The 12,833-nt window shown below is 48.1% G+C and carries 8 protein-coding genes; 3 read left to right on the forward strand and 5 right to left on the reverse strand.

What is annotated here, in order from left to right; all coding sequences use genetic code 11:
- The first annotated feature begins 168 nt into the window (after positions 1 to 168).
- A complete protein-coding gene (locus LRY47_RS07530) occupies positions 169 to 1,815 on the forward strand; it encodes a bacteriohemerythrin (RefSeq protein ID WP_295223842.1) in 1,647 nt (548 codons plus the stop codon).
- Between the two features lie 273 nt (positions 1,816 to 2,088).
- Here LRY47_RS07530 and LRY47_RS07535 read toward each other — a convergent pair whose 3' ends face one another.
- The 5 genes from LRY47_RS07535 to selA are packed head-to-tail and all read right to left on the reverse strand — an operon-like array spanning position 2,089 to position 10,479.
- Positions 2,089 to 3,033 (reverse strand): HAMP domain-containing sensor histidine kinase, encoded by a 945-nt coding sequence (locus LRY47_RS07535; protein WP_295223843.1) that lies wholly within the window; start codon positions 3,031 to 3,033, stop codon positions 2,089 to 2,091.
- Positions 3,034 to 3,040: 7 nt separating this feature from the next.
- A complete protein-coding gene (locus LRY47_RS07540) occupies positions 3,041 to 5,320 on the reverse strand; it encodes a PBP1A family penicillin-binding protein (RefSeq protein WP_295223845.1) in 2,280 nt (759 codons plus the stop codon).
- 7 nt (positions 5,321 to 5,327) lie between these two features.
- On the reverse strand, positions 5,328 to 7,298 hold the full coding sequence (gene uvrB, locus LRY47_RS07545) for an excinuclease ABC subunit UvrB (RefSeq protein ID WP_295223846.1): 1,971 nt from the start codon (positions 7,296 to 7,298) through the stop codon (positions 5,328 to 5,330).
- Entirely contained in the window at positions 7,295 to 9,145 is a 1,851-nt protein-coding gene (selB, locus tag LRY47_RS07550) for a selenocysteine-specific translation elongation factor (protein ID WP_295223847.1), read from the reverse strand. Before selB ends, uvrB begins: the two co-directional genes overlap by 4 nt.
- Complete coding sequence (gene selA / locus LRY47_RS07555; RefSeq protein WP_295223848.1) at positions 9,142 to 10,479, reverse strand: L-seryl-tRNA(Sec) selenium transferase; 1,338 nt, start codon at positions 10,477 to 10,479, stop codon at positions 9,142 to 9,144. The genes selB and selA overlap by 4 nt, the downstream gene beginning before the upstream one ends.
- A 159-nt stretch (positions 10,480 to 10,638) precedes the next feature.
- Between selA and LRY47_RS07560 the strand changes: the two genes are divergently transcribed.
- A complete protein-coding gene (locus LRY47_RS07560) occupies positions 10,639 to 11,739 on the forward strand; it encodes a M20 family metallopeptidase (RefSeq protein ID WP_295223850.1) in 1,101 nt (366 codons plus the stop codon).
- Positions 11,740 to 11,743: 4 nt separating this feature from the next.
- Positions 11,744 to 12,833 (forward strand): DNA-processing protein DprA (gene dprA, locus LRY47_RS07565; RefSeq protein ID WP_295223851.1); only part of this gene is annotated, 1,090 nt, incomplete at its 3' end.

The following is a 12,833-nucleotide window of genomic DNA, read 5'->3' on the forward strand; positions in this document are numbered from 1 at the left end:
TGCCTCCTAATTTACAATTTTAGCAAAAATTCACGTTTATGAATTATAAAAAAACTACCATTTTTAGTATATTCTACACTATTCTGAAAATAAACTAACAGATTTATTTACATTAAAGATTATATAGGTTAATATTTTTTGTTATTTTATTCATTTTCAGGAGTCACAATGAGTCAGTCAAAATCTAACCATTTGATGGCGAAGGTCATATTCGTCCTTTTATTACAGGGCTTCACAGCTCTTCTTATCTTCTGGTTTAACTACAGTAAAATCTCTCAGGCATTAAAAATGGAGCCGGAAACGGCAAAAGCAATGCTTGAAGATTCTTCCGGCACAGTTCTGACGTTTTCAATCGGTCTGCTCATCTTCGGTCTTATCATTGCATCAGTGGTTGCACTTTTTTTCCATGGATCATATTCCAACGGTGTCAGTAACATATCAAATGTTTTGAAAAGTGTAAAGGGAGGAGATCTCAGAATCAGAGTTGATGAAAAAACCGCGCAGGCAATGCCGGAGCTGGGGGAATCCATTAACTCTGCTGTTGAAGATTTCGAGACAACAATAGCAAGCTTCGGATTTGCATCAAACAACATTAAAAGTGCTTCCAAGAACCTGATGGAAATATATACCAGCGTCGGGCACAGGATAAGCATCGTGAACGATAACGTGGTAAGCGTAAGCTCTGCCGCGGAGGAACTCACCTCCACCGGTTACAGCGTGCTTGAGAAATGCCGTACATCCTTTGAAAGCATCCGCAAATGCAACGAGGATGTGATTAAAGGTAAAAACATAGTTTCCAAGAGCAAACAGAGCATGGAGGAGATAGCGGGAAGCATAAACTCCATTGTTGACGTTGTTTCCGGATTTCAGAAGCAGTCGCAGGAGATCGGACAGATAGTTATCTCCATCAACGATATTGCGGAGCAAACAAATATGCTGGCACTCAACGCGGCGATAGAAGCGGCAAGAGCAGGCGAACACGGCAAAGGTTTCGCTGTTGTTGCCGACGAAGTCCGTAAGCTGGCAGGCAAGACATCCGAATCCACAAAAAAGATAGAGGACGTCATCAAAGAGCTCCAGACGCGCATCAAAACAGTTTCCGAATCGGTTCAAAGCTCTGTTGATATGGTTGAAAAAGGCATAGAACTCTCAACCGTATCCGTTGCGTCCATCGACGCAATAGACAGCAATATACAGCACGTTTCCCAGCAGATAGAGGGTATCGTGCACTCAAAAGAGGAAGAATCGCTTGCGCTGGCAGACGTTACAAAAAGCACAACCGAAATAAGCTCTGAAACATCTGAGATAGTTACAACAGTGGAAGAATCGTTCAGCGCCGGACAAAACCTTGTGGATCTGGCAGAGGGACTTGGCGGAAAGGTTAAAAAATACAAATCTGACAAGATGAACGTATATATGCCATGGAGCAGTGACCTTGAGCTTGGCATAAAGGTTTTCGATGATCAGCATAAAAAACTCATCGAACTCATCAACCTGCTTTACGATGCCATCCGCGACAACAAGGTCAGATCGACCATCGACAGAATACTCAACGAACTTGTATCATACACGGTTTACCACTTCAACACAGAAGAGGAAGCGTTCAAAAAATACGGCTATCCCGATTTCCCAAAGCACAGAGAGATACATGAGAACCTGAAAAAGACCGTCGGAGAGGTCAAAGCAAAACTTGATTCCGGCAAAGAAGTCATCGGGTTCAACATCATCTCTTTCCTTGAGAACTGGGTGAAAAACCACATCATGGTGGAAGACAAGAAATACGCACCCTTCCTTAAAAAGAACGGCATGGAATAACACAAGGAAGCCCGCTCATCTGAGCGGGCTTTTTTTTATGATGTTCAAACAGATCGCTTCGTCACTTGCGTTCCTCGCGAAGACGTATGTTTCCGCAATCGCTGTTTCGATGCGAGCAGTACAAGGCGGAGTCTATTGTACAGCAGTTAAGTTTCCGGCAAGATGCGAGTTATGCAAGGAAACTGTCATAATACGAGCAAAAGCGTACTTACGCTGTACGTGTTGCGAGTGAGTGACTGTTGACGCCGCAGAACGAAGTATATTGACGGAAACCTAGGGGTTGATCATGGGAATGTAGATACTAAACGTCGTCCCCATCCCCACCGTAGACTGCACCTCAATACGTCCCTTATGTTTTTCCGTTATCTCTTTCGCTATGACCAGCCCAAGCCCCGTACCTCTGTTCTTCGTTGTGAAGAACGGTGTAAAAAGCTTTGTAAGGGTCTCTTCCGGTATTCCTGAACCGGTGTCGCTTATGGATATCTTCATCATAGGAACAGCCTGTCCGCTCGCCTTGCACACATATTTTATGGTGGGATCAAGTCCTATGTGCAGAGCAACCTGCCCTGTGCGCTGTGCTTCACAGGCGTTTTTGAGGATGTTGTTCACCGCCATGAAAAGCTTCTTCTTATCTGCATAAAGTGAGCTTAAATTAGGCTCCACCTGAACGGAAAGCTTTATGTCGGGAAACAGTACTGACAGCGAGTTAAGCATCTCCTCCAGAAAGCTTTTCACTTCAAACTCGGCATATTCGAGAACCATTCCCGAAAGCAGTCTGATATTCTGAAGCATATGCTTAATTCTCTGTGTTTCGTTAAGTATTATTCCTGCGCATTTTTTAATATAGTCGTCGGAAGCTTTCGCAAGAATAAGCTGTGATGTGCCGTCAATGACGGTCAGCGGATTTTTCATCTCATGCTGGAAAGAGCTGATATCAAAAAGCTCTTCAAGGCTGGGACGGAACTCGTCAAGTCCGAAAACCAGAATTCTGAGCGGCATTGAAGGGGTTATCACTTTTATACCGAACTCTCTGTGCTGAAGTCTTATGCTGACGTCCCCAGCGGAAACTCTTTCCGCCAGCATCTTTCTGAAATCCTTGATACCCGCCTCGTAAGCAAGGTGCAGAAGTTTTTCCGCGGCAGGGTTCATATCTGCGACCCTGCCGTCCTGCAGCTCGAAAAAGGCGATATTCAGGTCATTGACACTGCAATCGCTCATATATTAATTACTCCGTTATGCTCATCGGGCGGTCATAAGGCTCGAATGTGAATTCGTCGCTGTACCCGTCCGTGATCTGTTTTGTTTCCGCATCCACACGGAAGTAGGACACGTCCTTTGCAACGGGGAACATTTTTTTACCGAACGGCGTGTATATTCTGCCTGTATAACGCAGCCACTGGGGCAAAGCCGCATTTGAACCGGAAGCACCTCTGGGCAGAGCTTTGAAGTCGTCGAAACCTACCCATGAACCTGTAACAAGGTCTGACATGAAACCTACGAACCATGTGTCCTTGCTGTCGTTTGTTGTGCCTGTCTTGCCGCCGACAACGCGGGGAATGGCGAGTGCGCGTCTGCCCGTGCCGTGGTCAACAACGTTTATGAGTGTGTCCGTTATTATCTGTGCAGTACTCTCTTTTATAACCGGAATGGATTCCGAAGGCTCAAATTCTTCAACTTTTTTACCATCCGGATACACAATCTTTGTCACGCAATAGGGTTTGTGTCTGACACCCATGTTGGGGAAAACACTGAATCCATAAACCATTTCCTGCAGGGTGACTGAACCGGAACCGATGCTGACCGCAAGCTCTCTGGGCATCTCACCCTCAAGACCGAACTTGCGCGCAAGGTCGATGATCTTACCTATGCCCACCTGTTCAGCAAGTTTTATGGTAACAAGGTTTCTTGAGTGTGTCAGAGCATCTTTCAGCGTGGTGTTTCCGAAATATTCGCCTGACGAGTTTCTGGGTTTCCAGACCTCTCCCTCTTCGTTAAGCTGTTTTTCTATGGGTGCGTCGAGTACCTGTGACATCATGTCCATGCCGTTTTCAAGCGCCGCCGAATAGACTATGGGTTTCAGAAGTGAACCCGCCTGACGTTTCGCCTGATATGCTCTGTTGAACATGGAGCGTCTGTAGTCGAAACCGCCCACCATGGCGTATATGCCTCCGTCCGCAGGTGATATTGAAAGAATAGCTCCCTCAAGGGGCGGATCCTGTGTCAGAACGTAGCGGTCGTGTTTCTTTTTAACATAGATGATGTCGTTATCGTGAAGGATGTCAGCAAAGCTGTTCAGTCTGCCTCTTTTGCCATCAGCGGGGCTTGCCCACCTGCTGTCCTCAAGACGTATCTGGGATTCCTCGGAAAGCGTGGTTATGTTCGCGGTAGACTGTGTTACTCTCGTAACAAGCGCTCTTTCAAAGCCAAGCTCAGCAAGGTATGTCTTGTCCATATTAAGTTGTTTGGCAATATCGCCGTTTTCCGGCAGAAATTTTGCGATGGGACCGTAATAGCCTGTCTGCTCGGAAAGCTCCAGCAGGTTTTCTTTAACTGCTTCTTCCGCTTTAAGCTGCATATCAAGGTCAAGTGTGGTGTATATCGCCATACCGGAGTTGTCGATATCCTCTATATTCTCCACTGTGGTAAGATATTTTTTAACGTAATCAACAAAATAGCCGGCAAGAAGGTTTTTCGGAGGCACCTTGTCAACGATAACGGGCATCTCCCTTGCGGCTTCCTTATACTGAGCTTCGGTGATGTAGCCCACTTCCGCCATGCGGTAAAGGACGTGGTTGCGGCGTTTGATGGATTTATCAAGTCCGAGGTGCGGAGCGTAGATGCCTGGTGCTTTCGGGATACCGGCTATCATGGCGCACTCTGCGAGAGTAAGGTCTGCAACGTCCTTTCCGAAATAGTTCTGTGCTGCCGCCTGAACACCGTACGAACCCCTTCCGAAATAAACCTGATTCAGGTACATCAGAAGTATCTCTTTTTTGGAAAGCGCCTTGTCGATTTTATAGGCAAGTATCTGCTCTTTAACCTTTCTTTTAAGCTTCTTTTCAGGTGTGAGATAAAGTATCTTAACAAGCTGCTGGGTCAGGGTACTTCCACCCTCAACAACCCTTCCGGCGCGGATGTTTGTAACAAACGCACGCATGATACCCATCATGTCAACGCCGCCGTGTTCATAAAAGCGTGCATCCTCAACGGCAACAACTGCATTCTGGAGGTTTTCAGGTATCTGATCCATAGCAACAGGATATCTGCGCTCTTCGCCCAGTTCTGCGATCTGCTTACCGTTGCGATCGTATATCATTGTGGGCATTTTATATTTATAGTTTTTCAGTTCCTCTGTCGAGGGGAGTTCGCGGCTCATCATAAAGAAATAGATAACAAGGCTGAGCGCGCCGACAAAACATATGGCGAGCATTGCAAGTCCGGCGGCAATGACTATCTGCCCCGCCGTAAGGCTTTTCAGGTCGAACTGTTTAAAATTAAATTTCATATATCCTCTATTTCACTGAAAGCTCAAACAGCATATCGCGTATCTTCGCCGCCTTTTCAAATTCAAGGTTTTTGGCGTGTTCCTGCATCTGCTTTTTGAGTTTATCCATATCTTTTTCTTTATTTCCCGATAATGTTATACCCATATCTGTGTCAATATCAACCGTTACATAATCCTTTTCGTAAATAGATTCAAGAATGTTTGATATCTCATTTTTAACAGACTGGGGTGTGATGCCGTTTTCTTCGTTATATTTCTGCTGTTTCGCGCGCCTGCGTGCGGTTTCATCAATCGCAACCTGCATCGAACGGGTTATTGTATCCGCATAGAATATAGCACGTCCGTTAACGTTACGCGCAGCACGTCCGACAGTCTGGATAAGTGCCTTCGACGAACGGAGAAATCCTTCCTTGTCCGCATCCAGCACAGCGACCAGTGCAACTTCCGGCAGATCGAGACCCTCGCGCAGAAGGTTGATCCCCACCAGAACGTCAAACTCGCCCATTCTGAGCGACCGCAGAATCTTTATACGCTCTATAGTGTCTATGTCCGAGTGCAGGTATTTCACCCGAACGCCCATTCCGTCGTAATATTTGGTAAGTTCCTCCGACATGCGCTTGGTGAGCGTGGTCACAAGAACTCTGCCGCCCTCCGCCGTGACCTTCACAACTTCCGCATAAAGATCGTCCACCTGACTTCTGGACGGGCGGATATCTATGGGCGGGTCGATGAGACCAGTGGGGCGGATGATCTGTTCGGCAAGAAGCCCCTGAGAATCGTTTATCTCATATTCGTCGGGTGTTGCGGACACATACATAACACGATGCACCCGTTCACGGAACTCCTCAAATTTAAGGGGTCTGTTGTCCAAAGCGGCAGGCAGACGGAAACCGAACTCCACAAGCGTCGTTTTGCGGCTTCTGTCGCCGTTGTACATCCCGCGTATCTGCGGAACGGTCATGTGTGATTCGTCTATAATGACCAGCGCATCCTTTGGGAGATAGCTGAGAAGTGTCGGCGGAGCATCGCCCGGCTTGCGGTTCTCGAAAAATCTGGAATAGTTCTCAATGCCGCTGCAATATCCCGTCTCCATTATCATTTCAATGTCATACATGGTTCTCTGGGTAAGCCTCTGGCTCTCCAGAATCTTCTGCTCGTTGTCCAGCTGTGTGGTGCGAACCGCAAGTTCGCTCTTAATCTGCGCTATTGCATCGTCGCGGCTCACCGCTGTGGTGACATAGTGGGTGTTGGGATAGATAGCTATCTTCGGTCTGTTGCGGATGGTCTTGCCCGTCAGCGGATCAAATTCAGAAATTCTATCCACTTCGTCCCCGAAAAACTCTATGCGGTATGCAACGCTGTCCTCATGGGCGGGAAAAACCTCAAGGGTGTCACCCTTCATGCGATATGTGCCGCGGTGAAAGTCGTAATCGTTTCGGTCGTACTGAATCTCCACCAGTTTCGCAAGGATGCTGTCAATCTCCACCGTATCGTTCACTTCAAGCACCACAAGCATACCGGAATACGCTTCAGGAGAACCGAGACCGTAGATGCAGGAGACAGACGCTACAATAACGACGTCGCGGCGTTCCAGAAGGCTTCTGGTGGCGCTGTGGCGCAGTTTGTCGATATCCTCGTTAATGGATGAGTCCTTCTCTATGAAAGTATCCGTCTGCGGTTTATACGCTTCCGGCTGGTAGTAATCGTAATAACTGACGAAATACTCCACGGCGTTTTCAGGAAAGAACTTTTTGAATTCACCGTAAAGCTGTGCAGCGAGGGTCTTGTTATGGGCGATTATGAGCGTAGGAACGTTCAGTGCCTGAATGACGTTCGCCATGGTGTATGTCTTTCCTGAACCTGTAACGCCAAGAAGCACCTGCGCGTCTGCACCGTCATTGTAGTTTTCCACAAGCTGGCGCACTGCCTCCGGCTGGTCGCCAGCCATCCGGTATTCTGAAACTAGTTTAAAACTCATCTGTTTTTTAATATCCTCATGTTGTTGCGGTTTATAAAAAGCCCCGATTTATCCAACTGATCCATCAGAGGTATAAGCAGTTTGCGCGGCAGATCAAAACATTCTTTCATACGGTTCATTTCCACACCGCCGCTCTTTTTAGCCTCTGCCTCGGCTTTTTCCGTAAAGCTGTTTATCAGTTCCATAGTGAGAAAAACGTTCCTGTCCACCCGCTTAACAAAACTTCTGTTGCAGAGATACTGCAAACATTTCTGAACCTTTTCCTCGCTCATTCCTGTTTTTTCGGAAATAAGCACAGGGTTTGAAAGCGCCGCTTCCTGTTTCATAGCGGAAAGCACGGTCATTGCCTCGTCCTGAAAAGGATCCTTAAGATTCAGCTTAAGCATATGTCCGTCAAAAACATAGCCCATTTTCTGACCGCCTTCGATGATACGGTTTATAATATCATGGCTAACCTGTTCAGGCAGTGTACATTCGAGCCGGAGCCTGTTTATGGCGAGCGAACCGTTCTCCCGCAGTCTGCTGAGTGAATCTTTGACAATTCCGTCTATCTTTCCGGCATCCATAAGGAAACCGTAGTAGTTAACAATATTATGCTGAGCCAGCTTATCCGCAAGTTCGCTGCGGAAAAGACCGGAAAACTGTATGGGTTCGTTCATGCAGAACCCGCATGTATATGTGCGCATGATGGCGCTGATTGCCGCATCATAATCGTAACGGCTGAGATGCCCTATTATCTCGCGGCTTGTCTTTCTGTCAGGATAGGTCTGTTCCAGACCAAGCACCCTTCCACCCGCAACGCTTCTTTGGGGGCTGGCGGAGCGGATTACGAACGGGTCGTTGAAAAAAACCACCGCAGGTTTATCCAATTTTATGAAGCATATCGCCTCTTCCGAGGCGGCAAGCACTTTTTCATCAAAAAATATCATTCTGCCTTCAAACACTTCAGACCCAAGAATCACAGGATATGTTCTGTTATGGCGTATAAGCTCCGAATCTGTACAGCCGTCGAAAGCGCGAACAACCGCATAGATGCCGTTAGTATAAGCTATCTGGTTGTTCTCGCTGATGATGTCGCCGCGCTTCACATGTTCCACAGACAGATCCGACAGGTTGAGAGCGGTTCTCTGTCCGGCAACGGATTTCTCCGCAAAACGGTCGTGAACCTGTATTCCCTTCACGCGTGACCGTTCGCCGGTTCTCAGATTATAAACTGAATTATCTACTGCTATCTTTCCGAAAAGAGACGTTCCCGTGACCACGGTTCCGTGTCCTTTTATGTTAAAAACCCTGTCCGCACGCATAACATAGCACCTGTTCTGGGTCTTTGGCGTAACGCGAACAGCACAGTCGGAAACAGCCTGTTTCAGTGCATTTATGGATGCGCTGTCGCTAACGGATGTGCGTAAAACGGCTGTCAGCGTCATCCCGCTCCCGCTGAAAAGCTCTCTGACGGCATCTTCCGTCTGTTGCATCTCATCTTCGGTGCATATGTCCGCCTTTGTAACGGCGGCAACGGCATGCCTGATGCCGATGGTCTTTATAATATTAAAATGCTCAAGGGTCTGCGGCATAATTCCTTCGTGTCCGTCCACACAGAAAAGCACGCAGTCGAACCCAACCGAGCCTGCTATCATTGTTTTAACAAGTTTTTCGTGTCCGGGAACGTCTATGAAGGACACCAGAGCCGTTTCAAGCTCCAGTCCGGCATACCCAAGCTCAATGGTTATGCCCTTTTCCTTCTCCTCCTGAAGCCTGTCGGGGTCTTTTCCCGTTAATGCCTTGACAAGAGAGGATTTACCGTGGTCAATATGTCCGGCGGTTCCCATTATGACGTTTTTTTTCATTTGAGTGCACCCAGCGCATCTAAGATGATACCGAAATCCTTTTCGTCAAGGGTTCTCACATCAAAATATACGCGTTCGCCCACACGGGCTATTATGGGTGTTTCCCACCTGCGCAGATGTCTGTCCAGAGCGGATTCCGACACACCTTTAACGCTCACGGCAACGCCGAAAGATTTCATCTCCGCCAGAGGACAGCTCCCGCCGCCCACTGTGGATTTTGTGGCGATAATCTCGCCGCCTGTGAGTGCCGCAAGCTTTGACGCCCGCAGACCTATACTCTCTATGCTTTCGGATATCATACGCTGTGCGGGAATTTCGTTCGCCCTACCCGTCAGATACAGTCTGAAAACCGACTGCAGAACTGCAAGGGTCATTTTATCCACCCTCAGCATGCGCATGAGAGGATTCTTTTTAATTTTATGTATCAGAGACTTCTTACCGACGATTATTCCTGCCTGACAGCCGCCCGTCATCTTGTCACCGCTGAATGAAACGATATCGAAGCCCGAAGCGATATCTTCGGGGATCGTCTTGTCACGGCATATCTCGTCCGGCAGATGCTTGATGAACTGTCCGCTTCCGGCATCGTAATATGAAACACATCCCGCATCGCAAGCCGATTGCGCAACATCCGAAAGCGTTGCCTCTTCGGAAAAACCTACTATCTCGTAGTTGCTCCTGTGAACCTTCATCATGACGGCGGTTTTAGGAGTGACTGCGTTGTCATAATCCGCTTTGCGTGTCTTGTTCGTGGTGCCGACCTCAACCATCTTGGCACCGCTCTGTTTCATCACATCAGGAACACGGAACGAACCGCCTATCTCAACGAGTTCACCGCGGCTGACAACCGCCTCTTTCCCTTTGGCAAAGGTGTTCAGCACCAGAAAAACTGCGGATGCGTTGTTATTGACGACGACGGCATCCTCCGCGCCTGTCAGCATCCGCAGGTATTCGGAAACGTGGTGATATCTGTCGCCGCGTTTTCCGGTGTGGGTGTCATATTCCAGATTGGAATAGCCGCACACAACCTTTTTAAGCTCGTCCGCCGCGCATTCCGGCAGAGGCGACCGCCCCAGATTGGTGTGTATGGGAACCCCTGTTGCGTTTATCACACGCCGCAGGCTTCCTTTCTCTATGTCTCGATATATGATTGATGTTTCGGTAAGTATCTTTTCAACATCAGGTTCTTTCCCTTTTTCGGCATCCGCCCGCGCAGATGCCACGGCACGAGCAGCCGCCTCTTTCAGAATGATGCGGTTTAAATCTGAAAAACGTTCATCGTTCAGTATTTTATCCATTTTAGGGAGTTTTTTCAGAAGGTTGATGCTGTCCATCTGATTATATTAAGCAAAAATGAAGAAATTATAAATAGGTATTTAAATTAAAACTAAGGGTGGGTATTATATAAAAAAAAGACTGCCGCGTCGCTGCGCTCCTCGCAGAGACAACAGCATGTCTTCGCGAGGAACAAAGTGACGAAGCGATCTCACTCAATGGAAACAATCAATGCAAAACAGGCACAGCTTGACCTTAAAGAACTTTTTGAAAGAGCGGAGCCTTCATTTCAGGAACACAAGACATCGGAATATATAAAATCCCGTCTGAACGGCATGGGACTGACAGAATACAAAACCGTTGGCACAGGTATTTTCGGCACTATTGACGCCGGAAAAGATAAAACAATAGCTCTGCGTTCGGACATGGACGCACTCCCCTTTAACGCAGAGAAAACTGAATATAAGCACCTTTGCGGACACCATGCGAATATGACGACCCTTTTAGGGGTATTGGATTACGCGTCAGCGAACAAAGAAAAGCTCAAATACAACATCCGCTATATATTCCAGCCTGCGGAAGAGGTCATAGGCGGAGCCGTGACAATGATAGAGGCGGGATGTCTTGAAGGCGTCAGCGAAATATTCGCCACCCACACAGGACCCGATGCGGAACTGGGCTCGGTGGCACTCATCACAGGCGACTGCATGGCAGGTTCAAACCACTTTGACATAAAAATCATGGGCAAATCCACCCACGCTGCCCACCCGAACCTCGGCACGGACACAGTTACCGCGGCTTGCGAGTATGTGATGTCCTGTCAGACCATCATCACACGCATGAAAGATCCAGTGGAGACAGGGCTTATCTCTTTCGGCATGATAAACGGCGGCACAGCGGCAAACATTCTGCCGGAAACCGTTGAACTGCACGGAACCTTCCGCCATTTCGATCCGGCTGTAAAGGTGCTGATAGAAAAGACCATGCGCACGCGCCTTAAAGCCATTGAGGATTTTTACGGTGTCACGGGCGAATTCACCGTCAGCGACGGCACACCGCCCGTAAGGTGCGACAAAGGATTAATGGACAAGCTGCGTCAGACATGCATCAACCAAAATATCCCCGTATCCTCTTTCGATGTGAAGAGTATGGGGGGTGAGGATTTCGCTTTCTATCTTGAAAAGATACCCGGTGCGTTCATCTGGCAGGGTGTTTCAACAGGCGGATATCAGCCGCCCCTGCACAACAAGGAATACAGAGTGCCGGACGAGGCTGTATATCCCTGTATAAAACTGCTCACAGCGTACATCACGGACTAGATAATTGATAAGTACAAAGGCGATCAACACACTAAAGCTGAAATGTGTCAAAGGGATAACCGATCAGGCGATATCTAAGATATATGCTTCATGCGGAACCCTTGAAAATGCCTTTGCGCTTGATTACGGTTCGCTAACCGGACTTGGCATAAAAAAGGACGTTGCGGAGAACATCATCACCGCAGAAATAGACGAGCGTCTCCTTGAAAGAGAATTTGAGTCCGCAGACAAAAAAGGCGCGGACATAATCTGTATAGACGATTCCGAATACCCACCCCTTCTGCAGGAAACAGAGGGTGCGCCCGCATTGCTTTTTGTGCGCGGCAGGCGCGAGGCTCTTTTAAAACCTTCAATCGCTGTTGTTGGTTCCAGAAATGCCACCAGACAGGCCTGTGATTTTTCCAAAAAACTTTCGCAGGACTTGGCAGAGGTAGGCTTTAACGTTGTCAGCGGGTTCGCCCACGGAATTGACGTATACGCCCACGCGGGCGCCGTGAACAAAGGATTCACCACCGCTGTCATGGGCTGCGGCATGAACCATTTTTATCCGGAAGCTAATAAAAGATACGAAGGCACAGTGCTTAAAAGCGGATGCATAATCACGGAATTTTTCTCAGATATGCCCGCACTTGCGGCAAACTTTCCCCAAAGAAATCGTATCATAAGCGGCATGTCCCACGGCGTTATCGTTGTTGAGGCATCGGCACGCAGCGGCAGCCTGATAACCGCCCGCTACGCCGCTGAACAGGGACGCGAGGTGTACGCAGTTCCAGCCTTTCCCATGTCAAAAAATTGTGCGACCAACAAACTTATAAAGGACGGAGCGAGGCTTACAGAGAGCTATTACGATATTCTGGATGAACTTCGCTACCGCATCGACGGTCTTAAAGAGGTTGACAAGCCCGAACCTGTTGGGCTACAGTTTGGTAACCCAGATGACGCGAGACTCTATTCGTTACTAGAGAATGGTATGCTGAACCCGGATGAACTCAGCACCCTTTCAGGGATGGATATCGGCAGTGTCACAATAAGCCTTGTGCAGATGGAGCTTGAGGGTTATGTTATCAGGGAAATCGACGGTAAGTACCGGGCTG

It is taken from the genome of Seleniivibrio sp. (genome assembly GCF_021209385.1).
Lineage (GTDB): Bacteria > Chrysiogenota > Deferribacteres > Deferribacterales > Geovibrionaceae > Seleniivibrio.

Bases quoted from the DNA above. Each gene is read 5' to 3' on its own strand.
- LRY47_RS07560 (WP_295223850.1), top strand. From the start codon at position 10,639: ATGGAAACAATCAATGCAAAACAGGCACAGCTTGACCTTAAAGAACTT.
- LRY47_RS07535 (WP_295223843.1), bottom strand. From the start codon at position 3,033: ATGAGCGATTGCAGTGTCAATGACCTGAATATCGCCTTTTTCGAGCTG.
- LRY47_RS07530 (WP_295223842.1), top strand. From the start codon at position 169: ATGAGTCAGTCAAAATCTAACCATTTGATGGCGAAGGTCATATTCGTC.
- uvrB (WP_295223846.1), bottom strand. From the start codon at position 7,298: ATGAGTTTTAAACTAGTTTCAGAATACCGGATGGCTGGCGACCAGCCG.
- LRY47_RS07540 (WP_295223845.1), bottom strand. From the start codon at position 5,320: ATGAAATTTAATTTTAAACAGTTCGACCTGAAAAGCCTTACGGCGGGG.
- selA (WP_295223848.1), bottom strand. From the start codon at position 10,479: ATGGACAGCATCAACCTTCTGAAAAAACTCCCTAAAATGGATAAAATA.
- selB (WP_295223847.1), bottom strand. From the start codon at position 9,145: ATGAAAAAAAACGTCATAATGGGAACCGCCGGACATATTGACCACGGT.